The 25601-nt window shown below is 37.9% G+C and carries 21 protein-coding genes; 2 read left to right on the top strand and 19 right to left on the bottom strand.

What is annotated here, in order from left to right:
- Positions 1-2 precede the first annotated feature (2 nt).
- The 18 genes from SHI21_RS02300 to SHI21_RS02215 form a co-directional block, all read right to left on the bottom strand.
- A complete protein-coding gene (locus tag SHI21_RS02300) occupies positions 3-743 on the bottom strand; it encodes a PP2C family protein-serine/threonine phosphatase (protein WP_323574500.1) in 741 nt (246 codons plus the stop codon).
- 3 nt (positions 744-746) lie between these two features.
- Positions 747-3032 (bottom strand): FHA domain-containing protein, encoded by a 2286-nt coding sequence (locus tag SHI21_RS02295; protein ID WP_323574499.1) that lies wholly within the window; start codon positions 3030-3032, stop codon positions 747-749.
- On the bottom strand, positions 2986-4053 hold the full coding sequence (locus tag SHI21_RS02290; protein ID WP_323574498.1) for an FHA domain-containing protein: 1068 nt from the start codon (positions 4051-4053) through the stop codon (positions 2986-2988). Before SHI21_RS02290 ends, SHI21_RS02295 begins: the two co-directional genes overlap by 47 nt.
- 9 nt (positions 4054-4062) lie before the next feature.
- Positions 4063-5637, bottom strand: coding sequence for an FHA domain-containing protein (locus SHI21_RS02285; RefSeq protein WP_323574497.1), 1575 nt, complete (start codon positions 5635-5637; stop codon positions 4063-4065).
- Positions 5625-5987: a DUF192 domain-containing protein gene (locus SHI21_RS02280; RefSeq protein WP_323574496.1), complete on the bottom strand. Its 363-nt coding sequence runs from the start codon at positions 5985-5987 to the stop codon at positions 5625-5627. The genes SHI21_RS02285 and SHI21_RS02280 overlap by 13 nt, the downstream gene beginning before the upstream one ends.
- Positions 5977-7203, bottom strand: coding sequence for a type II secretion system F family protein (locus SHI21_RS02275; RefSeq protein ID WP_323574495.1), 1227 nt, complete (start codon positions 7201-7203; stop codon positions 5977-5979). The genes SHI21_RS02280 and SHI21_RS02275 overlap by 11 nt, the downstream gene beginning before the upstream one ends.
- 98 nt (positions 7204-7301) lie before the next feature.
- Positions 7302-8384, bottom strand: a complete 1083-nt coding sequence (gene nagZ / locus SHI21_RS02270; RefSeq protein WP_323574494.1) for a beta-N-acetylhexosaminidase — start codon at positions 8382-8384, stop codon at positions 7302-7304.
- Between the two features lie 2 nt (positions 8385-8386).
- Positions 8387-9217 (bottom strand): ABC transporter permease, encoded by an 831-nt coding sequence (locus SHI21_RS02265; protein ID WP_323574493.1) that lies wholly within the window; start codon positions 9215-9217, stop codon positions 8387-8389.
- A 1-nt stretch (position 9218) separates the two neighbouring features.
- Positions 9219-10130: an ABC transporter permease gene (locus SHI21_RS02260; RefSeq protein ID WP_323574492.1), complete on the bottom strand. Its 912-nt coding sequence runs from the start codon at positions 10128-10130 to the stop codon at positions 9219-9221.
- The gene (locus tag SHI21_RS02255) at positions 10123-10929 is read right to left on the bottom strand and encodes a hypothetical protein (RefSeq protein WP_323574491.1); all 807 of its coding nucleotides are present in this window, start codon (positions 10927-10929) and stop codon (positions 10123-10125) included. Before SHI21_RS02255 ends, SHI21_RS02260 begins: the two co-directional genes overlap by 8 nt.
- Positions 10922-11803 carry a hypothetical protein gene (locus tag SHI21_RS02250; protein ID WP_323574490.1) on the bottom strand — a complete coding sequence of 294 codons (882 nt, stop codon included), beginning with the start codon at positions 11801-11803 and terminating at the stop codon, positions 10922-10924. Before SHI21_RS02250 ends, SHI21_RS02255 begins: the two co-directional genes overlap by 8 nt.
- Before the next feature lie 18 nt (positions 11804-11821).
- Positions 11822-12856 carry a rod shape-determining protein gene (locus SHI21_RS02245; protein ID WP_323574489.1) on the bottom strand — a complete coding sequence of 345 codons (1035 nt, stop codon included), beginning with the start codon at positions 12854-12856 and terminating at the stop codon, positions 11822-11824.
- 23 nt (positions 12857-12879) lie between these two features.
- Positions 12880-13929, bottom strand: a complete 1050-nt coding sequence (locus SHI21_RS02240) for an AMP nucleosidase (RefSeq protein ID WP_323574488.1) — start codon at positions 13927-13929, stop codon at positions 12880-12882.
- A gap of 330 nt (positions 13930-14259) precedes the next feature.
- Positions 14260-16230: an ABC transporter substrate-binding protein gene (locus SHI21_RS02235; RefSeq protein ID WP_323574487.1), complete on the bottom strand. Its 1971-nt coding sequence runs from the start codon at positions 16228-16230 to the stop codon at positions 14260-14262.
- A gap of 150 nt (positions 16231-16380) precedes the next feature.
- Positions 16381-17520, bottom strand: coding sequence for a molecular chaperone DnaJ (gene dnaJ / locus SHI21_RS02230; protein ID WP_323574486.1), 1140 nt, complete (start codon positions 17518-17520; stop codon positions 16381-16383).
- A gap of 80 nt (positions 17521-17600) precedes the next feature.
- Entirely contained in the window at positions 17601-19529 is a 1929-nt protein-coding gene (gene dnaK / locus SHI21_RS02225; protein ID WP_323574485.1) for a molecular chaperone DnaK, read from the bottom strand.
- Between the two features lie 34 nt (positions 19530-19563).
- On the bottom strand, positions 19564-20100 hold the full coding sequence (locus SHI21_RS02220; protein ID WP_323574484.1) for a nucleotide exchange factor GrpE: 537 nt from the start codon (positions 20098-20100) through the stop codon (positions 19564-19566).
- 174 nt (positions 20101-20274) lie between these two features.
- Positions 20275-21306 carry a hypothetical protein gene (locus SHI21_RS02215; RefSeq protein WP_323574483.1) on the bottom strand — a complete coding sequence of 344 codons (1032 nt, stop codon included), beginning with the start codon at positions 21304-21306 and terminating at the stop codon, positions 20275-20277.
- A gap of 98 nt (positions 21307-21404) precedes the next feature.
- On the opposite strand from SHI21_RS02215, the gene SHI21_RS02210 reads away from it, so the two are divergent.
- Complete coding sequence (locus SHI21_RS02210; protein ID WP_323574482.1) at positions 21405-22682, top strand: glycosyltransferase family A protein; 1278 nt, start codon at positions 21405-21407, stop codon at positions 22680-22682.
- On the opposite strand, the gene SHI21_RS02205 is transcribed toward SHI21_RS02210, so the two are convergent.
- Positions 22665-24071, bottom strand: coding sequence for a twitch domain-containing radical SAM protein (locus SHI21_RS02205; RefSeq protein ID WP_323574481.1), 1407 nt, complete (start codon positions 24069-24071; stop codon positions 22665-22667). The two genes, SHI21_RS02210 and SHI21_RS02205, sit on opposite strands and share 18 nt — an antisense overlap.
- Before the next feature lie 111 nt (positions 24072-24182).
- On the opposite strand from SHI21_RS02205, the gene SHI21_RS02200 reads away from it, so the two are divergent.
- Positions 24183-25601, top strand: a complete 1419-nt coding sequence (locus SHI21_RS02200) for an NAD(P)/FAD-dependent oxidoreductase (protein ID WP_323574480.1) — start codon at positions 24183-24185, stop codon at positions 25599-25601.

Genomic DNA, 25601 nt, shown 5'->3' with positions numbered 1-25601 from the left:
TATTAAAATTGTAAGATGACTGCTGATTGATTATCGAGATTGCCTCGATCATTTGAAAGTCGAAACAACTCTTTAATTGCATCGAGTTCACTTTCAAGATTGGTTTCTACAATATATTTTATCTCTTCCATGTTTAGTCTTGAGTAAGCTCCGTCAGTAAGCATGATCAAAACATCACCTTCAGTGACTTTTAACTCTCTCACATTGTAGTGAAGGTCCTCAAAGAGACCAATACCACTCATCGGAACTGAATGTAGATAAGACTGATATGAATCTCGGCTCAGACTGGCCAGTGAATCCGGAAGGACTTCAATGCTCATATGACCTTTACGATAAAGATAAGCTACGCAGTTCCCGGTTGAAACTAAAGTAAGTATATTCTCGGCCACAGCTGCTGCAATGACAGAGCCTCCTCCGCGGTTATCCAAACTCTTTTTCTCATTGTCTCTGTTCACGTTCTGGTGAGCTGTTTGAAAAGCATTGATCAAAGCATTTCCTTCGATCAGATATTTATGGCTATAAAAAAATGGAAGGGTTGCTTCCGGGTCTACAGCGATTTTAGTATATGAACGCTTTAAAGTATCTCTGATCATCATGGCCGCACGGTCACCGATATTCGATCCACCAAAACCATCAACCAGCATAAATAAATTATTAACCAGGTCAGCATCAACCAGATCCTCATTTAAATTTAAATGTGGGCCTTGGTGCGATTGCATTCCATAACTTTTTAGTTCAATCATAAATTAATCCAAATAATCGCGAAGTTTTTCAGATGCTTTTTTATAGTAATCACTATCCACCGGTGAAATCTGCTGAACTTCCTGGAATTTCTCTTTGGCATCCTGGAATAAACTCAACGACTCAGCAATGATGGCCTCGCGATAAATCTTTCTCGCTCTATTGGCCAACTGCTCTCTGATATCCCCAACCTGATTAAGAGATTCAGCATTTGAAGGCTCAATTCTTAAAATTTGTTGGTAAACTTCATAAGCACCTTTTAAGTCCTGGCCTTCTAAAAGGGATTTCGCTTTTCCAATTAATGGGGCCACGGCTGAATTCAATTCATCTCGTGAAACTTTCAACATCTCAGTGGCCTCAGTCGTAAGATCATCATCCATATCTTTGATACGAAGGAAATCTTCCAGTTTACTGATAGCTCTAAACCATTCTTTTTGAAGGTAAAGTGTTCTTCCTGGTTTTAATTTATCAACCTTATCTTCACGTTCTTTTTTCTTCTGAGCTTCTTCCAGCTCTTTTCTTTGTTTTTCTTTTTGCCAGTCTTCAAGCTCCATTTTCATTCTGGTAACTTCAAGATTTTCCGGTTCAAGCTGAGTGATCTCGTTAAAAGTCTTATTGGCCATATCGACCCTGCGGTCTTTAACATATTGGCGTGCTTCTTCAATATAAGCTTTAACTTTTGCTTTTCTCTCTGCTGAAGCGATATCTGCCTGACGTTTCTTTTCTTCCTCTTCGATCTTCTTTAATCCTTCTTTTGAAAAAGAAATTAAAGGCTGAAGGTTTGAATTGAAATTCGGATCAACGGCAGCAATCTTTTGAAGTTCATTAAGAGCTTCTCTATAACGTCCGTGGTTATAATGATCTTTTCCAATTTCATATAAGGCCGAAAACGATTGCCTTTGCTCATCTGTTAATTTCTTTTGAGAAAGATTACCAATAGGCTTTTTGACTAATGCTTTTTTAGTAGGAGCTTTTTTAGGTTGTGGCGTTTCACCTTCATCAAGGAAAACCCAAAGACCAACAAGCACGACTGCACCAATAATCAGTCTCTTTCTTTTTGCTTCATCTTTCCAAATTCTTTTAATAAGAGATTTTTCTTGAGGCCCGTCAGAAACCGTCCCACCAAGAGCATCTAAGTGTTCGCCTTCTTCTGCTTGAACTTCGACAATTTCTTCAACTTCCACCGTTTGATTTTCATCAACGGCCATTAAAGTCGAACTTTCATCCTTTAAGAATTCAGAACGAATTTTTATCGTAAATGTCACTCCACCAATAACGAATTCGTCATTGTGGCCCAACATAACTTTATTGATACGGTCACCTTTAAAGATGGTTCCGTTTGAAGAATTTAAATCTTCTAAAGTCAGCATGATATTATTTTTTGTAATAACAGCATGGACAGTAGAAACTTCAGAGTCATTTAAAACAATCTGGCATTTCGCCGGGTCACGTCCGATAAAGACTTGATCCTTTTCAATAATGTATCTGTCGTATGGGGCCGTATCACCAAAAAGTTCCAGGTAAACAGAGGCGAACGACTGCATGACTTTTGTGCTTTCATCATCATTGCCGCTATCAATATTTTCTAAAGAGTAAGCATTTTCGTCTTCGACTGGAAGCTCGCCTCCATCGATAACAAAATCAGCATCGGTATTTTGATCAATAAGAGATTCACCTTCTGATAAATCACCTGATGATAAGTCGACCTCTGAAGAATCCGCAAAATTCAGGTCATCATTATTTGAGTATTCCTGCTCGCCTTGAACATTTTCCAGATTGATTTCTTTCGTGGCGTTCTGGTCATCTTCAACACTTTCTTCAAGATTGGCCGCTGAAATATTTAAATCTGTCGACGTTGCGTTTGAGCGCGTCGCCGGTTTCGGATCTGGTGGAATAATGGCAGTATTTGTTTTGTTACCAGCTGATTGTTGTACCACAACCTGATCTGTAGAAATTGAACTTTCCACCGGGGCTTCTGATACATCTGATAAAACAGTGACACTGAAGCCTTCGGCCGTGAACACATCATTTTTTTCTAGTTCATGGCGAGTAAACTCTTCACCGTTAATCTGGCAGGCATTTTCAGGGTTGGTTTTTTCAATAAACCATTTCCCACTTCTATGAATAATACGTGCGTGTTCTCTCGAGATTTTTTTATCATCGAGGACAATATGGCAGTCCTTTGATCTTCCGATCAAAAAAATGGTTTCTGAATAGTCATGCGCGAGAACGTCTTTGCCTAAATCAATTTCCTGAATTGGCTGATTTCTCTTCGAAACACTTAATTTCACCTTTTTCCATTCCTAAAGCTGACTCAATTGCACTGAGATTAGTCATCGCAGTCTTGTATCTTTCGTCATCCGGATACTCTTTAATTAATTGTACTACACTACAAAAAGAAACGATGGCAGATTGGTATTTTTTTGCATCCTGCTCCTGCGCCCCTTTTTCAAAGTTCTTTTTGATCTCGTCATCTAATCTTTGTTTTGCCTTAGATAAATAAAAACTTGCTTGTCCGTTATTCGGGCTTATCAGAAGTGCCAGACGGAACTCTTCCATTGCTCTAAAATAATTTCCTTCCCTGAACTCTCTTCTTCCACTGTGAATTAAAGCGTCCAGTTTTTTCTTTGTTTCAGGGTCATCGGCCGTGGCCTTCACAATAACTGATTCATTAAAAATTTCCAGATCTGTCGGATTGACCTTTCCAGTTGCTTTCACTGTCGCTGCCGGCTTGTCATCTCCGCCTAGGAAGATAAAAACGATGGCGATCAAAATAATACCAAAAATTAAAAATTTCGATTTGCTGGTCGCATTCGCGTTAACCGGTTTATCTATTTTATAATTTTCTTCAACTTCATTTTTAAGATTCTTCAGAGGAACTTTTACCTTCACTCCTCTTTTAATTTCTTTGGCCATGGCCGAATCAGGCGTGGCCTCAGCAATCAGCATTTCCATTGACTGGGCCACATTGATGACATTGTACTTAAACACTGTCTGCCCAATAACAATCTTCTCACCATCATTAAGCTTCTTTTGCTTAATCTTAGTATCGTTAACGATGATTCCGTTTTGCGCTCCAAGATCAGTGATCGTATAAGCATTTTCTGAAAACGATAATTCACCATGCTCACGAGAAATCTTAGCATCTACAATCTGAATGTCGGCAGTCTCACCACGGCCGATAACAACACGCTTACCTGTCAGGTAATAAACATTTCCTTTATTGGGTCCTGTCATGCAAAGTAAACGATAGTGCACGCCAACTTCACTTGGACTCTTTAGCTCTGTCGTTACTCTTACGTTTGCTGCCATCTTTTCCTATTAATTATCTAGTACGAATGAAATATAAAACCCTTTAGCAAATCCATCTTTACCCATCATTGAATTAACCCAGATAATGTATGCCTTCCCTTGAAGTTCATAATTCCCTGATTGTGCTGACCCCGAGTTATTTGCAGAGTTGTCACATAATTCAATTAACGTTGCAGCGAAACCGCGCTCTTTAGTAATATCTAAAATGTTCATGCCGGCCGACATGTTCTGTCTGATCCCGCAAACATCTTCAGCAGGAGTGTTAATCTTCACCAGATTTTTTGATGAGTTTAAAACAATAACCGGCCCTTGTGCCCCATTCATAAATTCCAGAAGTGTATTGACGTAAGAGTCATCACCTTCAATATCATTTGGATCAACGTCACTTTCATCACGTTGAAGTTCACGAATTCTCTGTAACCCTGTATTGATTGCATTTCTTACCGGCCCAAGCTCTTCAAAGAGAAGCTTACTTTCCACACTTCTTCTTCTTCCTCTTAAGCCTTCTTCAATTTGAAAACGCAATTCTTCAATTGGTCTCAACGTCAAGTAATAAACAATTCCAAAGAATAGAATTCCCACCAAGAGTGATGTGATTAAAGATTCAAGATAAAGTCTTGTACTCTTTGATGCCTCAGCTGTCAGAGTGGTCGGTGCAAACTTAATGGCAATGATACCAACTGATTCCTGAGTTCCCGTTTTTGGATCGTAGATAAAAATCTGCTTTCCAATACCGATCTTCCCACCTTCGAGCATGAGAATTCTTGCATCTTTGATGTTCTTATTTTTAGAGAACCATTCTTTAATCTGGATAGACACAGGATCACTTGTATATTCATTTAATCTTGAAATAGGTCTTAACACCCTTCCATCTAAATCGAATAACTCATAAGACTCAACCCCATCCTGACTGTCACCATCAAGGAAAGATGTATCAACTCTCTCTAATGCTTTTTGCTCAAGAGCTTTGGTATTGGTACGGCTGATCTCATCAGCATAGTGAGTCCCGCGGATTCTAATCTCGTTCATTAAAACGTTTTTTGAATCCTGAAGAACCGGGCCAATCGTTAAAGTAATTGTGATAAGAGCGAAAGCGGCCGTAAAAATGGCCAGAAGAATACGCCATTCATATTCCTGGTTCACACCATGAATAACTGGCATCAATTTATATTTGAATAACCAGAAAATCTTCCCAACGATATTATCAGGAGGAGTTCCTCCATTTAACATCTCGTCGATTGATTCTTCTCTAAGAACTTGAGAAGCTACTTTCTTTTTAACAACAACGATTTTTTCCTGAACATACACAACTTGCAGAATCGAATTCGGAAGACCTACTTTATCTCCCGTCTTAGTCGTCGCTTTTTTAATAATTCTTCCGTTTAAGAAGGTACCGTTAGCACTTCCTAAATCGGTAATATAAACAACATCATCAGCAACAGTGATGCTCATGTGTCTTTTTGAAACTCCTTCAACTGGAAAATGCACATCGCAGGCAGAGTCTCTACCTAAAACGTTCTCTCCATCTTTTAGGATGAACTCTTGTCCTCTTAATTTTCCACCGACAACTACTAATTTATACATATGGCCTCTAAACTATCTCCGGCATTCAGCCCTTTTTTCATTGTCCCTGCTTTCATTTCCAAAACATGTCTGGATTTAAAATAAACCCAGGTCATTCTCCAGGGGGCCAGACCATAAATCGCTTTTACTATTTTAAAATTTTTATCAATAAACAAAATATCTAATGAGTAACGCATAAAAAAAGTATGGATCGAATTACATGGAGTGATTAAAAATCCATCACAACTCTCCGGTAACCCAGATGAAAACATCAGGCCCAGCATTCTGGAAAACATATTGGTTGCTGCCGTCATCTTCTGACAAATCACAGAACCATCCTGATGAGTTAACTTATAAATTTTATTTTCCATTTATGACCTCCAGAACGATCGGTGCGAAAACGATCATTAAAACTGAAGGAACAATCAAAAAGAGCATTGGAAATAAAATTTTAGTGGCCGCAGTCGCTCCGGCCTTTTCAACTTCAGAAGATTTCTTCTGACGAATTTCTGTCGCCAGCGCTTTTAAGATCGGTCCAATAGAGGCCCCGACTGAATCCGCTGCAATTAATGTTGCCGAAAAAGATGAAATTTGAATAAGGTCAATTCGCCAGGCAAGGTTTCTCAATGCTTCCGCACGACTTGCTCCAATCTTAATTTCGCGAATAAGAATCTCAAATTCTTCCGTTAAAGCATTGGCCTTCGCCTTCTCAATAACTTTTGCCATTGCCGCAATAAAGTCCAGTCCCGCTTCAACTGAAAGGGCAAGCATATCCACGCAAAATGGCATTGCTCGAATAACTTCTTTTTGTCTTTTTTCAATTTTTCCTTTAATCCAAAAGTCCGGGTAGAAAAATCCTACGAGAGCAATTAATGGAATAAATTGAAGTGGCCACGTCTCTTCAAGGAAAGTTCTGATCACCATAAAGAGAATCGGAAACCCTACAATAAGGAAAAGCTTGAAAGCGAAAAAATCTTCAGGTGTTAAAATATTTGTAAGACCTGCGGCCGCAAGTTTCCTGCGGTATTTTTCTTTGAACGTTTTTTTACTCTTCATCCCCGAGACAATTGGACTAAAGTAACGTTTAAAAAATGGTCTTGAGTATCTAAGGATAATTCCGTGTTTGGCGATCTCATCGACTTGAGTCTTGCTGTCTTCAAGTTTTTCCTGCGCCTGAAACTGATCTTCATCCTGAAAAATTGTTTTTGAAATCAAGAATACGGCAAGACCCACGAGAATTAATCCGAAGTAATAAAGTAGCGAAGCTCCTTCATAAACTTTTTTTCCATCTAATTCTTTACAGGCTTCTTTCTCATTTCCAGAACAAGCTTTTCTAAAATATTCTTTTGCGAGAACAGCACCTGTTTTTTTAGGAGCGCCTTCTTCACTTTTTTCAAAAACTGTTTCTGGATATTTTTGATAGATAAGACCGAGTTGATAGCAGTTCGCGAACTGCTCTGTTTCGCAGGACTGCTTGTATAGTTCAATCATTTTGTTTTCAGTCATACCTTCGTACGACTGAGCAAATACATTGACGCTAGTAAATATCGAAAGGATCAAGCCTATGCATAACAAGACTTTCTTCATTCTATCTCCATCATAACTTAATGATATCAGATAAATGAAAAACTCGATGAGTGCTCTATGATGTGGAAATATTGTCCCGTAGGATTAATAGCAGAGAACTAAGCTCTGCTATTAAACTCGGCGATTTTCTTTTTTAAATCTTCTACGAATTGCTGATTCTGTTTGCGGTTAAACTTTTTTTCCAAATCCGGGATATAGATTGGTTTGTATTCTGTGAAGTAAGCTTTTTTCGCTTCTTCAATACGAGTTAACCTGTCTTGGAACTCAGCTGCTTTGATTGTTTTATCTTTTTGAGCTTTTTTAAGTCCTTCAAGACCTAATTGAGCTTCGGCCATATCTCTATACTCGACTAAATCACTCCCTGCACGAATGGCCATCATGGCAGCTTCACCTGTTCCACGGTGAGCAGTGATCGCTCCCATTTGCATATCGTCTGAAAGAATAAGTCCTTTGTATTTTAATTCATTTCTTAGAATTGCGTGAGCTTTGGGGGAAAGTGAACATGGCAATTCAGGATCGATGTCTTCCACAATTATGTGGGCCATCATGATCATATCAACTCTTGCCTTCACTGCTTTAATGAAAGGTTGAAGTTCTTCATTTCTGATATCTTCAAGAGATTTTTTTACGATTGGAAGATCGTAGTGAGAATCTTTTAGTGTATTTCCATGTCCTGGAAAGTGTTTTGCACAAGACATTAAATGGTTTGTTTCAAATCCTCTGATCATACTGGAGATGAATTTTGAAACTGTTTCGTGATCTTTTCCGAATGCTCTATCCCAGATAACTTTATTTTGATCATTATTCCAGATGTCACAAACAGGAGCTAAATTTAGGTTTACTCCACAAGCTAAAAGCTCTTCTGCCATGATCGTTGCCACATCAAACACCAGCTTTGGTGAATCAAGTTTTGCGATCTCTAACATTGGAGGAAATTGAGTAAACTGAGTTTTAAATCTTACAACTCTTCCACCTTCGTGGTCAGTACAGATAAAAAGTGGATACTCTTTTCTAAGATTTTGAATGCTATTAACTAACTCAGCTAACTGAGCTGGTGATTCGTAGTTTTTTGAAAAGAAAATAACTCCACCGATATCTTCTTTTTCGATGAACTTTTTTTCTTCATCCGTAAGAGTTAAACCTGAAAGTCCTGTAAAAACTAATTGTCCTAATTGATTCATACTTAACCTTTATTTGGATCGAGATAATCTCTCAACCCATCTCCTAATAAATTTAATCCAATAATTAATCCGGCCATTGTTAAACTCAAAATCATCGCAATATGCGGAGCTTCGAGCAGAACTGTTTTGGCCGCCGAGAGCATCGCTCCCCAAGAGTACGGACTTCCGCCTAATCCTAAAAATCCTAATGCTGCTTCACTAATTATAACACCACTTATTCCCAAAACCATATTAACAATCATTACTGGTAAAATTGCTGGAATAATAACCGTAAAGAATAATCTGATTTCTCCAATACCAATCGCTCTTGCACCTTCAACATACGTTAAAGACAAAACTCGTTTAGACTCTCCTCGAGCAATCTTGGCATATCCGGGCCAGCCGGTGATGATCATCGCAAAAATTAATCCCTTCATTGATTGCCCAGTGACGGCCATGATCATGATCGCAATTAAGATGCTTGGAAAAATAAAAACCAAATTGATCGCCATATCGAAAATGAGTTTAAACCAGCTTGGAGCTTTGACGGCCATATAGCCCATCAAGATTCCAATTGATGCTGTTGCAATGGTTACAATTAAAGACAAACTCAGAGAGTATGTTAATCCTGCAGATAAAACTTCTAAAAGAGATCTTCCTAAGAGGTCCGCTCCGAGTGTGAGACCTTTAGTAAAAGGCAAAGCAAGTTCAACTTTCATATCCAGTTCGGGGATGTAAGGTTTAAAGATTGTCCCTTTAATAGTGTATCTATAAACAAACCACGACAGTGCCCACACCACATAAAGTGATAAAATGCTCAGTCCCCATTTCATTTCTTTGGTAAATTTACCCATACTAACTCTGAGTTCTTGGGTCTAACTTTTCATTGATGTAATCAATTAAGAAGTAGATCACCATGTACATGACAGTTGAATAAACAATAACACCTTGAACGATTGGATAATCGCGATTTTGGATTCCATCAAATAAAAGAGAACCCATCCCAGGAATATCAAAAATTGTTTCTGTAATCATCGTTCCAGCGATAACCACTGAAAGCTGAATTGAAACGACATTTAAAATAGTAGGTAAGCAGACTTTTAAAATTCTCACGAGGATTGAAATATCACTTAGCCCTTTCGATCTCGTCACCATTACCCATTGTGAATTGGCCTCTTCAAGATATTTATTTCGGGTCACTCTCATGACAATTGCACCTAGTGGAATAACTAGAGTTATCACTGGAAGAATCATATGTTTGAATGAAGTCCATTCAGATACGGGTAACAAATTTAACTTAATGGAAAAAAGGAGCACCATTAAGGGAGCTAGTGAAAAGATTGGAAATGAAAGTGCAAACAAGGAAATCAGTCTGGAGAATTTATCAAAGTTTTTATTCTTTCTATAACCGGCCCACATGCCAAGGAAAATACCTATGAAGGCAGCAAGTGTAACTGAAACAGCGGCCAGTAAAATACTTGGCCTCATTCTGTCTCTTAGAAGTTCTTTAACATCATTATTTCCAAAGATCGTTTTTCCTAAATCACCATGAACGAGACCTACCAGATAGTTTTTATACTGAGTAGCAACCGGTAAATCCAATCCAAGTTGTGCTTTTAATTTAGTGATTTCTTCCTGAGTCGCTTTTTGTCCCAGAACCGTTTCAATCGGATCTCCTGGAGAAAGGCGGATAACGAAAAAGATAGTTGTGAGTGCCACAAAAATTGTCATCAAAGCATAAAGTGCTTTTTGTACAATTCTACTCAAAATCGCCTGCCTCTTCCGGCTCAGCATTCTTTGAAGACTTGCTCACCATCGTGATGCCCTGGCTTACCCAAAACATTTTAGTCATGACATCTTTATCATTGAGAACATAAAAAATTGATTGTCCGCCAACTCTAAGGTTGAAGCGACGTTCGGCCTGTTTCGTTTTTCCATCGAACTCAAGTTGAGCTTCTGAAAATAGTTCATTGGGAAAATCACTGAAAGTCTCATTCAGGTAAGGATAACCTTCCCAAATAATCATTAAGTTCATTGTTCCCGTTTGTTTGTCTGAGGCCTTATTGATAAATCCTGAAACTTTTGCACACTCAATAACCTGAGAGAAAAAGCATGGAAGAGTTCTCGAGTTTGGAAATTTAACTTGTTTTGTACCATTCCACTGAGACTCAGGGCTGGTCATCTTTACATCAATCGCTTTTTTAGCTGTATTGATTTTTAACTCTGAAGTGTATTTTTTTCCATCAAACCAGACATTGTATTGAGAAGCTTTCGGTCTCAAAATCATCATCTTCTTTTTTAATGATCCAATTGATGAAAGCACCACACTTTGCTCAAGCGCTTTATCTTTCTGACGACTCGGAAGTTCCATCACTCTTTTAGTAAAAAAGATTTTCCCCGTCTTATCAAGACCAGATGAAATCTTCACGCTGTACTGGCCATTTTTATCAGTGTAATTGAACTGATCTTCATGATTAACTAACATTTCTTTGGGGTTTTTCTGAGACATTCTCGCACAAGAAACTAAAGTCATCATGAATAGAGCGACAGCAAGGTACTTACTCATTTTTTATGAACTCTTCGAATTCTTTTTGGTAATCCACTAAATCAACAGTGATTCCTGAAATATCTTCAATCTTTCTCTTTAAGCTTGGACTTGATTTGAAAGTGATCCCAATTTTATACATCGGAACTCCTGAAAATTGAGAATTGATATAACTAATCTTATAAACCACATGGGCCTCTTCAAGATTAAATACCTGCATTTCAAAGTTCAGCATCAATGAGAATTTATTTTCTTCCAGAGCATCCAGAATATTTTCTTTCTCTTTTGTATTGGCAAAAAAGCTCAATCCAGAAGACGAAATATCCTCAACTCTAAAGCCGATCAAATCCTCTGTATCTTCTACATGAAGTTCATCCGATAGAGCTCTGATTTTATTTTTTTGAATGTTATCAATTTCAGAAAAGAAGTCGCGGTTTTTTTGTTCTTTTTTATTAAAGAACACAACATTTGTGTCAGGTGCTTTTTGATATTTTAAATAAGCATAAACTTCATACACTGGATAAGTCAGAAGTCTTTCTCTACTTCTCTTTTCCACTCTGAAACAATGCTCTTCTAATTCTACTATCATCTGTAGATTATCTTCTAACTGCTCCATCACCTGGCCGCGAAGAAAGTAATCAATGTCATTGACGGTAAAATTAAAACAGATGCGCTCACCAACTAGACGTAAGTGGATATTGCAATCACCGATTGTTAAATAGGTTTTTTTCTGACGAAGCTCAAATGAAGCAGCTTTACCTTCGTAATAACGAGGGGCCGTCTTCCAGAATATAATTCTGGATCCATCTGAAACTAAAAGAGCTATCTTGGCCGATAGCTCTTCTTGATTTAATTTAATAAAGTTAATTTTCGCTCTTAGCGAATTTGAAGCCATCCTAGCCTCTCTCTGATCTTAAGTAATCGTTACTTGTCTTAGAAGCTCTAGAGACTCTAGAACTTTTCCACAACCTCTAACTACACAAGTAAGAGGATCTTCAGCAATTGATACTGGAAGACCTGTCTTTTCTTTGATTAGTACGTCAAGGTTAGCTAGAAGAGCACCACCACCAGCTAAAATGATTCCGTTATCCACGATATCAGCAGCTAGTTCAGGCGGAGTTTTTTCTAATGAAATTTTAATTGCTTCAACAACTTCTGAAACAGGATCTGCAAGAGCATCTCTGATTTCGTCACTCGTCACTTCGATAATTTTTGGAGCACCAGCAATTAGGTCGCGTCCTTTTACTTCGTAAGTTTTAACTTCATCATCGAATGGATAAGCATTACCGATTGCAATCTTGATTGCTTCAGCAGTTCTTTCTCCAATAAGAAGAGAGTATTTTTTCTTGATGTATGAAGCGATAGCTTCATCGAATTTATCACCAGCAACACGAACTGATTTAGAGTAAACGATACCTCCAAGAGAGATAACCGCAACTTCAGTTGTACCACCACCGATATCAACGATCATGTTCCCTGATGGTTCAGTGATTGGAAGACCTGCTCCGATCGCTGCTGCCATTGGCTCTTCAATTAGATAAACTTCGCGAGCTCCAGCTTGTTCAGCTGATTCTTTTACTGCGCGTTTTTCTACTTGTGTGATTCCGAAAGGGATACAAATAACGATTCTTGGCTTAATAAGCTTTGAACCTGTAAGTGATTTTTGAATGAAGTATCTGATCATCGCTTGTGTAACTTCGAAGTCTGCGATAACCCCGTCTTTAACTGGTCTGATTGCTTTGATAGATCCAGGAGTTCTTCCCAGCATATCTTTAGCTTCTTTCCCTACAGCTAAAACTCTGTTTTGCCCTTTAGGTCCCTGGTGAACTGCAACTACAGAAGGTTCATTAACAATGATCCCTCTATCTTTTGCATAAACCAAAGTATTGGCCGTACCTAAGTCGATTGCCAAATCATTTGAAAACCAGTCTAAAACTCTTTTAAACATTGTCCATATTCCTTAATAAGTTTTTACCATTGATAGTGACGGATAGCCTCGCCTCTCTCCGCAATATCGGCCATAGCTTCGATACCTAATTCTATATGAACATCGGTAAATTTCCTAAAGACCGCTTTTGCCGATTGCTTAGTTTTGATACCACCTTCTTTCAGTGGGCAATCAGAGATGAGAAGAAGAGCTCCGATATTTACTTTACTGACGAAACAAGAAACGAACAGTGCTGCCGTTTCCATTTCTACTGCTAGAACTCTTTGTTCTAATAAATTTAATTTGAATCTGTCATCGAATTCCCAAAAACGGTAATCCGTTGAATGAATTGTTCCAGTACGATATTCAAGACCATGCTCAACTAAAATTTGAGAAACAAATTTTTGAACTTTAAAAGTTGGAAGAGCTGGAACTTGTTCTGGAAGGAAATGTTGAGTAACACCTTCACCTCTGATCGATGCGATTGGAAGAACGAAGTCTCCAACATCAAGAGAAGGGTGAACACCGCCAGCAAGTCCTAAAAATAAAACTGCTTTTGGTTCGATAACTGCTAACAACTCTCCAATAAGAGCGGCCATTGCTGAACCAACACCAAATTCAATAATCGTTACTTGAGCTTTCTTCGAAGAAGAAGCTTTGAACGCTGAACCTTGCGTGTAGTGAGCATCTGGAAGAAGAACGTTAAAACGTTCTACGTAGTAGTGAAAGTTCGTAAGAATAATTTGTTTTTGAAAATCTTTGATATCGTGACCAGTGTATCTCTCAAGCATGTCGCGAGCGATTTTTTTCTTATCCTCGTTTCCATGAATTCTTCTATGACGAAGTTTTTCTTTTAGATCACTAATCTCGTGAAGAACTTCACGTCTTTCTTGTGTATTCAAAGTTGCTGCTGCTTCGGCATTGATAATTGCTTCAGCGCTTGAAGATTTTACAACCTTGATATCTTTCGCTGCTTTTTCCTTAACTGCTTTCACAGTCTTTGATTTTACAGCTTTTTTTGATTTTGAGGTCTTTGCAGACTTCGTAGTATTTTTTTGCACTGCTTTTTTTTGCGTGCTTTTTTTAACAACCATCGTTATTTTCCGAATCCATTCTAATAAACTAAATCGTTTATAATAAAATTTATCATTTCACTGGGTTGTACACAACAATTAAATACTAGATTTCCCTTCTTGTTTTGAATAGTATATGACGATCAAAATTATAATTAATTAACCGACCAAAAAGGATGAATAAAATGGGCCAAGGTAGAAAACAAATCGCGCTAAAAATGAAAAGAAAAGTTGCTCAGGGAAAGAAAAAAGCAAGAATCGCTAAGAAAATCGCTGCTGCAAAAAAATAGTTTTTGAGTGTCGATTACTTGACCTTAAAAATCAAGTAATCGACTCAAGCTATTGATACAACTAGTTTAAAACCTGCTCGATACCTTCTCTTTTGATCTTGAAAGTCGCCATATCTTTAATCCAAATATCATCTTGAAGCTTCCATGCACCTGTCTCACTTTGAAGATTTCCCTTCTTAGATAAGGCCACATCTAGATCTTGACGTGTTTCATATGAACTATCTCCTTCAACCACTTCGGATAAAATCTTTAGTGAGTCATAGGCAATAGTTTCTACAAAGTTCGGCTGTTTCTTGAATTTTGCAAAGAATTTTTGAGTAAATGCTGTTTCAGCTGTTCCCATTGACTCATCCATGAAGAAAACATTCCCGTATCTGTAGCCTTCATTCACCATTAATTCTGATCTCCAGCTTGGAACTCCTACGTAGCTCAAGTTGAAAGCATCAAAGTAATTAAAGTTCGGAAGCAATTGAACTGTTTCACGAGGAAGGGCCGGAACAAATACCCAGTCAAAATCAACTTGCGGTTGAAGGTTTTGAAGGCGCTTAATACTCTTTTTACTCTCTAAATGAGCAATGTCGTTAACAATTGAAAGCTCTTCTTCACGCTCACGATTAAACTTAATTCCTAGAATATTTTTGATTGGATCGCGGTAGTCTGTTTGATTTGTATCAAAAGAAATCAGTCCCGTGATATCAAGATTATTTTTCTTCGATTGTCTCCAAAACTCATTGGCATAAGCTTCACCAATATCATTTCTTGGATATAAAATTGCCGGACGTTTTCCGATTTTTCCCAGCATTTTATCAGAGAAAAGAAGGCTTACTTGCGATTCAATTGATCCTGGAATTTCAATTAACAAATGATTCTTTTCTTCTTTTGGAAGAAGAACTTTTGATAACGAAATGAAAACCACTCCGTATTTTTTTGCTTCTAAATATTCTTTAGTTGCTTCACTCGAGTTTAATCCACCGATAATCGCCGCAACGTTATTTACTTCGATTAAATCTTTAACAGCGAAAGCTCCATTAGCTGGATTTCCTTTAGTGTCTTTAATCTCTAAACGATATTTTTTCTCCGGATCCTGTGACATGTCTTCAAGTGCGATATCAATACCGGCCAGAGCACGCTCTCCTAGCCCTTTTAAGTCGCCCGATAGAGGAAGTGCAACCCCAATGTAACGGACGTCGATTTTCGTCGAATTGTTCTGATTTCTTACACCTAAACTTCTGACAAGCGTCATAACTTCAGTGTTATCGCCGTAGCGCTTTTCAATCCAGTCTGTGTAATCCTTCACACGGCCCTGATCTCCTTCACGGAATGATCTTTCTGCTTCTTTGTAAGCAAGATAAGGAACAGCAATATTTTTTTCCTGATCAAATTCTTCCAACAGTCTTACGCGCTCACTTGGAGAAAGCTTCATGAATAAATCTTCAGCTTGTGTGTATCTCGCTTCAGTTGTTAATTCAGTGATGGTTTTTTTATCTTCCAGAGAACGAATTAAAGATGAAAGGCTTTGCTCTTTTTTCCCTAATTGTTGAGACAGTAGTGCGTGCAGTTGGTGGAATTTTTTTGCTTCACCATCTTGAAGATTTTTATAATTAGCTTGTGACAATGTCGCTAACGCTTTTTCATTTTGATTCATCTTATAGTAAGCACTACCTAAGTTAAGATAGATTTGTGCTTCCAGTGCTGGGTCTTCTTTAGAAGAAAGTAATGCTTCTTCGAAATTCTTTGAAGCTACATCAAATTTTCTTCCCGAGAAATTGATAACACCAATAAGATTTTTTCTCGTTGCTTTTTCAGGTGCCGAAAGATTCGCTTCTTTCATAGCTGCCAGATCTTTTAGCGCAAGATCACTTTTCCCCTGACGGACTTTTTCTTTAGCTGCATTTATTTTTTGTAAAAAATCCTGTCTATATAATTTAGATGTATCAATATTATCTGCCACTTTCCTGTCTGGAGTAATCATGCTCACACCTGAACAAGAAGAGACAAACAAAAACAAACCTACAACTACAAAACTTTTCATTCTTATGTTCCTAATAAAAATTGAGATCCCACTATTCTAACAAGTGAAGGCGTTTAATAAAAGCGATGATATTGGTAAAAAAACTAGAGTGAGATTGTCGGGATTGGATTTCGGGCATAAAAAAGGCCGGTTTCCCGGCCTTCTATCTAACTATTGGAACAAGTCTTTAACTTTATCAAAAAACCCTCTGCTCATCGGATTAGAATTTTCATCCACTTCCGCTAAACGATGGAATAAATCTTTCTGCTCACTAGTAAGCTTCGTAGGTGTTTCAACATGCACAGTAACGATCTGGTCTCCAACTCCGTATCCACCGAGTCTTTGAATCCCTTTTCCTTTAAGGCGCATCTTCACACCAGATTGAGTTCCTGCAGGAATCTTTAAAGCAACTTTTCCTGAAAGTGTTGGCACTTCCATTTCTGCTCCAAGAGCGGCCTGAGAAAAACTAATCGGCACAGTACAATGAACATCAAATTCATCGCGCTCAAAAATATCATGAGCACGGATATTAATCACAACGTAAAGATCTCCATTTGGTCCACCGTTAGATCCAGCATCACCTTCGTTAGAAAGTTTTAAACGCTGACCTTGGTCGATACCCGCTGGGATTTTTACTTGTAGGTCTACTTTCTTCTTTCTCTTACCAGCACCGTGACAAGTTCCACACGGGTCTTTAATCATCTGACCTGAACCATTACATTTTGGACAAGTTGATGAAACAGTAAAAAATCCTTGCTGACGACGAACTTCACCATGGCCATTACAGTAGTCACAAGTCGTAGGACTTGAACCTGCTTTTGCTCCGGATCCGCTACATGTTTCGCATCTTACATTTTTAGTAAGTGATATTGTTTTTTCAGTTCCGAAAGCTGCTTCAGAAAAATCGATATCGATTCCCATTTGCAGATCGTCCCCAGGTCTTCCCGTTGAACGGCGTCCACCACCAGCTCTTCCGCGTCCTCTTCCTCCACCAAGCATGTCTCCAAAGATGTCGCCGAAAATATCGCCGAAGTCTCCGAAGTCGCCGTTTTGGAATCCACCGTGCCCGCCGCCGCCTTGCCCGTTTACACCGGCATGGCCAAATTGATCGTAACGAGCTTTTTTGTCGTCATCTAATAAAACTTCCGCTGCTTCAGATGCTTCTTTAAATTTAGCTTCTGCTTCAGGATTTCCTGGATTTTTATCAGGGTGAAATTGCATCGCCATTTTACGGTATGCTTTTTTGATTTCATCTTTGGGTGTACTTTTTTGTACTCCAAGGATTTCGTAATAGTCGCGTTTCGTGCTCATGTGTAATTCAGCCCTTTACGAAAAAGGTCCCTCCATACGGAGAGACCTTTCGTCTGTAAAATTAATTTAGTAAATCAAGATTAAACTTCTTTGTAGTCTGCGTCTACTACATCGTCATCGTTCTTTTTGTTCGATCCACCAGCATCAGTTGAACCTGCTCCAGGGTTACCTTGAGCGTCTCCTTCTGCACCTGGTGCTCCTCCAGCAGCTTGGTACATTTCTGTAGCTACTTTATGAGATACGTTTTGTAGTCTTTCAACTGCACCTTTTAACTCATCAATTGATTCGCTAGAAAGTTTAGTTTTAGCTTCAACGATTGCAGCTTCAAGTTCAGTTTTAGATTGTGCAGAAATTTTTCCTTCACCATCTTTAATCATTTTTTCTGAAGCGAAGATCATTCCATCAAGTTGGTTGTGAGTGTCTACAACTTGACGTCTTTCCTGGTCAGCAGATCTGTTTGCTTCAGCATCTTTTACCATTCTTTGGATTTCTTCTTCTGTTAATCCAGATCCACCAGTGATTCTGATTTCCTGAGATTTTCCAGTCGCTTTATCCGAAGCTGATACGTGTACAATACCGTTAGCGTCGATATCAAAAGTTACTTCAATTTGTGGAACACCACGTGGAGCTGGAGAAATTCCAGATAAGTCGAATTTACCTAAAGTTTTGTTGTCCTTAGCAAATTCTCTTTCTCCTTGAAGTACGTGAATCGAAACTGCTGGTTGGTTATCTTGAGCAGTCGAGAACGTTTGCGATTTCTTTGTAGGAATCGTTGTGTTCTTTTCGATGATCTTTGTAGAAACACCACCAAGAGTTTCGATACCAAGTGATAATGGAGTTACGTCTAGAAGAAGAACGTCTTTAACGTCACCAGCTAGTACCCCACCTTGGATCGCAGCACCTGCAGCTACAACTTCATCCGGGTTTACACCTTTTGAAGGCTCTTTTCCAAAGATCTCTTTTACTTTAGCTTGAACTAATGGAGTACGGATCGCACCACCAACTAGAACAACTTCATGGATTTCAGAAAGTGATAATCCAGAATCTTTAATACATGTTTTACATGGAGCTACTAATTTCTCAATTAGGTCACCAATTAATTGCTCAAATTTCGCTCTCGTGATCATTACGTTTAAGTGCTTCGGCCCTGTAGCGTCTGCAGTAATGAACGGAAGGTTAACATCTGTTTGGTTAACGTTCGAAAGTTCGTGTTTAGCTTTTTCAGCAGCTTCTTTTAATCTTTGAAGTGCCATTGTATCGTTTCTTAAATCAACACCGTGTTCTTTCTTAAACTCTTCAGCAAGATAGTTGATGATTCTGTAGTCGAAGTCTTCCCCACCAAGGAATGTATCCCCGTTAGTTGCTTTTACTTCGAATACACCGTCAGATGTAATTTCAAGAATTGAAATATCGAATGTACCACCACCTAAGTCGAATACAGCGATGTTTTGATCTTTCTTAGAATCTAGTCCGTATGCAAGAGCAGCAGCAGTTGGCTCGTTGATAATACGTTTAACGTCAAGGCCTGCGATACGACCAGCATCTTTTGTTGCTTGTCTTTGAGCATCGTTGAAGTAAGCAGGAACTGTAATAACAGCTTCAGTTACCGGTTGTCCTAAGTAGTCTTCAGCAGCTTTTTTTAGTTTTTCTAAAATTTTTGCTGATACTTCCTGAGGTGACATTTCTTTTCCGTCAACTTTTACCCAAGCATCACCGTTTTTGTTAGCGATGATTTCGAAAGGTGCTACTTCCATGAACTTTTTAACTTCTAGAGCGTCTGCCTTTCTACCAATTAGTCTTTTAATACCAAAAAGTGTTTTCTTAGGGTTTGTAACAGATTGTCTTCTCGCAACCTGACCAACAAGTACTTCACCGTTATTAGCGAAACCAACAACTGATGGAGTTGTGTTGTGCCCTTCAGCGTTTGCAATAATTTTGTAAGTTCCATTTTCCAGAACAGCTACACACGAGTTTGTTGTCCCTAAGTCAATACCAATAATCTTTCCCATAAATTCTCCTTATAAATTAAATCCGAAATCAAAATTAATTATTATTTGCCACTACAACTTTTGATGCTCTCAAAAGACGGCCATTTAAAATATACCCACGTTGGTATTCAGTGATAATTTCCTGATCTTCTTTCCCTGGTGCAGGTGCCTGAGCAACAGCTTCGTGGAAGTTTGGATCAAAAGTTTTCCCTAAAGATTCAACTTGAGTTAGTCCGTTTTGTTTTAATGTATCTAAAAGTTGCGTACGGATCATATCAATACCTTTTACGATATTTTGAACCTTATCATCATTATCATTTTTTAAAGCGGCAACTGTTAGATCGAAGTTATCTACAACACCTACTAAGTTTGAAAGAAGTTTTTCATTTCCAAACTTTAAAAGATTTTCTTTCTCGCGATCGAATCTTCTTTTCATGTTGTCCATTTCAGCAGCTAAATAATAGTATTTTGCTTTGAAGTCTTCTTCTTGTTTTGCCTTAGGAGCAATGTTTTCAACATTCTCTGTTTCTACCTGTTCACCATCGGCATTTAGAATTTCCTCAGTGCCCGTTTCGTTAGTGTTTTCTGTCATTAGCTCGTCCTTTATTTCATGATTAACTCTTTCAATCCTAAAGGTGGGAACAAACGGGGTACTGTCAATGTTGGCCTTTAAATTTTCCTTTAAAAGACCTCACGAAGCACGTAATACTAGCCACTTAGGTGGTTTTTCTTAATAATATTTTTTCGTTATTTTTATGACGGATTGCTAGATACGGTCATAGTTATTGATGACGTATTTGACGATAACTTCAGACGCTTCATGAGGATTTTTACCTAAAAAGAGCTTCATTTTTTTAGCGCGAATCAAGAGACTACTAAAGGCCAGAAGTCTTAAAAAGAAAATTTTAGTCTTACGTAGGAAATCTGCTGGCCCTTTTTCCCAAAAATACTCAATAACCATCGGCAATCCAAAACCGATTACTCCATGTTTAAGAAGCCCTTTTCCTGTACTAAAAATATCAGCATCTTTTAAAATAGACGTTTTTGAATTGTAGCGAAAAGCTTCGATCAGAATCACTTTTTTAAATTTGCGTTCAGTTGATTCAACTCTTCCAGGAAGTCCATTCAGGGATAATAATTGTTTTTTTCCATAATGAGCGCGATCCATCGTATAGAAATTTACTTCGGGGTTCACCACGTTTAAATTTCCAGGAAGATCACTTAGACCAATCTTGATTGGAAAAGGAAGGATCTCTCCTGCGAGATTCACCAATGGAATATCGTCTGAAATAATTTTAAAGCGCTCATCTTTTAAAAATTCCATTAAGAGCGTGCTCTTTCCACCTTTCATCGGCATCATGCAAACGATGGCCAGATCTTTATAGGAAACGCTAAAAGCATGAAGTTTATGTAACCCGTGAAGGTCCATTAACTTTCCTACTCTCGAGAGAATTAACAGGTAACTGACTTCATGAACTTTAGAGATATTTTCAGAGTACATCTTAGCTACGTTAGTTCTCGTATCTAAAATAACTAAAACATCGCCGTAATAATCACAATACCTGATTCCATCATTGTCGTAGCAAATCGAATTAAGAGTTTGCATCGTAGCGACCATGTTAGGAACCATTGAATATGGTGGTGCTTGATTAAAAATTTGCAGGATGAAATCAAAATGAGCGGGTCTTTCCAGCTGAATAAAGTTTGAAAAATCTTTTTTTAAAGGAGTTAGTACATCTTCAAAAGTCGATTCGACCTGAACATGAGTATTATAAAAATTTAAAAACAATGATTTCAATATTTTTTCCTGGTAGGTAAGTTTAGTCTGAAAGAGTAAAGAAAATCAATGTAAGCTTCATTTTGACTGAGAGAGAACTTCAAGGGTAATATTCACTCATGAATTTGACTGTCGTTATTCCTACTCACAACCGCAATCTCGATGTCTCACATTTGCTTGATTCGTTGTTGAAACAAGACTTATCTGGTCTTCTGATCGAGGTGCTTGTTATTGGGAATCTGTATGATCCACTCCTGGAAAAACTCGTTCAATCATTTGGACAAAAATCTCATTTCCCCATTAAGTATTTTTTTGCAGGTCGCATCGGTGTTAACTCGGCCAGAAATATTGGGATTGAAAAAGCAGAGTCACTAAAAATTTATTTTTTGGATGACGATGTTTTAATTCGTAGCCCTCAGCATTTGAGCACTCTTTATCATTTATCCATTGCACATCCAAATATTGCTGCGATTGGAGGAAGTTATCATTTGCCCGAACACACCAGACTCATTGATACCATTTATCATGCCATTTGCACTTCATGGCTCAAGGAAGGCAATCAAAAAAATGGAACTAATAGATTTCATCTTGTAGGTGGAAATACGTTATATAACAAAGAGCTTTTAGAGAAGCGTTTGCACTTTAACGAGCAGATTACTTTTGGAGGCTCCGAAACAGAGCTTAATTTAAAACTTCATGTTGCTGGCGACAGATATCTTTTTACTGACTCCCTCGATATCGAGCACTCGACTCACTTGAATATAATAAGCTTGATAAACAAAGCGATACGTCAGGGAATGGGAAGATGTTTTCACGAAATCATTGTGCCTGAAATATTCTGGAGCGCGGACAATCATAATCCTGCATTATTTTTAAAACCAACACTAGTGACCAGACTGGATACTTTCATGGCCGGCTTTTACTTTGCTCTTTATGATTTCTTCTTTCATGTAGGTTATCGCCATGGGAAGAGACAAAAAAATGGCCAGTTATCCTTTATTGCTATTTTAGTATGTACCTTTCAAACCTTCTTTCAAATTAACTCTGACCAGGTACTTTATCTTCCTAACTCTCAGGCTAAATCTTTTCATATGCAAGATTCACCTGCCTTAAAATTTAGAGAAATTTATCATTGGGTAAAAGCAAATATCTGGTGGAAGATCTGCTATTACTTATCTCCAAAAACTATTCTTCACTTTCTCAAACACGTGGGATGGATGATTTCTCATTTCATTATGAAATGTTTTAATTTCACTGTCTGGAGAATAGTTCCCATAGTTGGTTCAATCGTCATTTGTAGTATTACAACTTTTTTTCCATTTAATACCATCGGGCTTCGCGTGCCTTACAACAATGCTTTTAATGCTCTCGAGGATTTTTTAAAAAGAAGATACTGAAGCTCGTTCAGCAAGGCCTTGGCAGTGCTTATAGAAGTCATGCATTTCTGAAAAAGTTCTTAAGAAATCAGTGCCACGTCTTTTGTCATGCTGACTAAAGTATAGATAAAAATTAATTTGATTACGTTCTAATTCTTTTTCCTGTTGAGGTGTTTGTGGCCTTTTCGACTCGATCCAGTCAAGGATACGCCTCATCTTAAGAGTCTCTGCCGATTTAATCCCATACACTGGGTGCTCTCTTGTCTCCATAAACTCAACGATCTTTCTGATCTTATCAGCATAGTCATTAGTTAAAACAGCACACGACTGAAATGTCGGATATTTTAAGTGAGGGATATCCATGTAAATATGTCTTCCATCCTGACAAAATCTTTTACGAAGAGAAATAATCCACTCAAGGTATTTAATAAAACTAACGATACTTAGAGCATTAAACGTACAGGTAAAAGAGATATCAGAACGTGGAAGTTCTGTTAAATATCTTTCAACATAGTTCTCAAATTTTTTAAAATCTAAACCATTTCTGATGTATTCGGCCTGCGCTCCATAAGTATCTAGACTGGTATGAACGATAAAGTGCCTGACTTTTTTATTCTCAACAATACTTTTCGTCAGAGCAATAAATTTCTCAAATTGCTTATCAGGAATACCTAAATTAGAGTTTACAGACAATTCCACTTTAGGAAGAGGTTCTTCATCAATCATCGATAGCACTTTAAAAGTATCTACACTCAATAATGGCTCGCCACCGGTAATTCTAAAATTTAATAAATCGTGTTTTAGTGTCGGCCACCACTCCCAAAAAGCTTCTACATATGGATTAACATTGTCGGTAATCGGCATCTGTCCTTGCTTTCTTAACTCACTCAGAGATTGGTATTCATGTTCAGAAAGTTTATAAGGCCCTTTTTCTTCTACCTCTTGAATCCATGCTGTAGAATAGGTCGGTCCACAATAACTGCACTTAAAATTGCAAGTTGAACTAAAACTCACTTCCAGATAAGTAGGATTGATATCTTTATCCCATTTTTGGGAAATGACTTTATCGTAGAAAGGCTTTACCCATTGATCCTGACCTCTGAAATGTCGATCGCTATAGCGTTTTTCAGGAAGATCTTCTATGTCCCAACAAGTCTGACATTCAGCTGGACGTTGACCTTTAAGCATCATTTTTCTTATATCTTTTTTAAAAGATGTATTGTGCAAGCTCGCGGGATTTTTTGTAATTTCATTTACAGGAATCTTGTGATGGTTCGGCAAATGACACGAATGTGTTCGCCCTAAATTCAAATGAATCGTAGAATGCATCCACTTGGCCATACAAAACGAAGGTGAAACTGCGTTGAGTTTCTTAATTGATTCTTCAATGGAAGAGATATCATTATGCATTTTCCTATCCTATCCAAGGCCATGAATTAGTTCAATTTAAATTATTCCATGCAAGTAGCGAATTCACTGGGATTAATATAGTATATCGGACAAAGTAAGGATAAATTTTCAATGAAAAAAACTGTCATCATCATAGGTGCCGGACCGGCAGGTCTAACAAGCGCGCTGCTTCTCGCGAGAGAAGGACATCTAGTTACGGTGTATGAATCTGACAAGGAGTATGTGGGTGGGCTTTCACGCACTGTTCTTCATAATGGTTTTCGATTTGACATTGGCGGCCATCGTTTTTATACCAAAGAAAAAGTCGTAAGTGACTTCTGGGAAGACATTCTAAAAGATGATCTCTTAAGAAGAAAAAGAATTTCCCGTATTTTTTACAAAAAGAAATTTCTTTCATATCCACTAAATCCCGGTGAGCTCATTTTTAAACTGAATCCTTTTGAAACATTGTCTTTTATGACGTCTTTCTTTAAAACGCGTCTTTTTCCTCCAAAGGTAAAAGATAATTTTGAAAATTGGGTTATTTCAAACTTCGGTCAAAAATTATATGAAGCCTTTTTTAAATCTTATACTGAAAAAGTATGGGGTATAGACTGTTCTGAAATTTCTTCAGATTGGGCCGTTCAACGAATAAACAATCTGAATATTTACGCCTTGATTAAAAGAACTATCCAGCAATTTTTCAGACTGCCTTCTGCTGATGTTAAAAGCCTAATTGAGGAATTTGATTATCCCAAGCTAGGTCCTGGTATGCTATGGGAAAAAGTCAGAGATGAAGTTGTTAAACTTAATGGCCAGATTATTTTAGGGACCAAGGTAATTTCAATTAATCAGGTAGAAGATAATAAATGGACCGTTAAGTTATCGGATGGCCAGATCAGTGAAGTTGCAGATGATATTATCAGTACAGCTCCATTAAGAGAATTTATTAAAGGGATCGTGCCAGAGCCTCCTAAAGCTATTCTCGATGCTGTTAATGATTTCACTTACAGAAGTTTTATTACCGTGGCCATTATGTTTAAAGGAAAAAATCATTTTCCTGACAATTGGATTTATATCCATGACCAGCGAGTTAAAGTAGGACGAATCCAAAATTATGGAAACTGGTCTACTTATATGACACCAGGACTCGACTGCGTCTGTTACGGACTCGAGTATTTTTGCCAAAGAGATGATACCTTCTGGAAACTTTCTGATGATGAAATGTTTACGCTGGCAAAAAAAGAATTACAAATTTTAGGATTAGAATACTCTGAAAATGAACTAGATTTTAAAGTCATCAGATCTCCGTATGCCTACCCTATTTATGACTTAAGCTACAAAGAAAGACTGGATAATGTTCAAAAATATTTAAATCAATTTGAGAACCTTCATCCTATTGGTCGCAGTGGATTGCACCGCTATAACAATCAAGATCACTCTATCAAAACGGCCATGCTTGCCTGTGAAAATATTAATCTTGGACAGAAGAAATTTAACCCATGGAAGGTTAACCAGGATGCTGAATATATCGAAGAGATTCAACTCTAG

Source organism: Bacteriovorax sp. PP10, from assembly GCF_035013165.1.
Classification (GTDB): Bacteria; Bdellovibrionota; Bacteriovoracia; order Bacteriovoracales; family Bacteriovoracaceae; genus Bacteriovorax; species Bacteriovorax antarcticus.
Note: the sequence above shows the minus strand (reverse complement) of the source record. Positions and strands in the feature narration are given on the sequence as shown.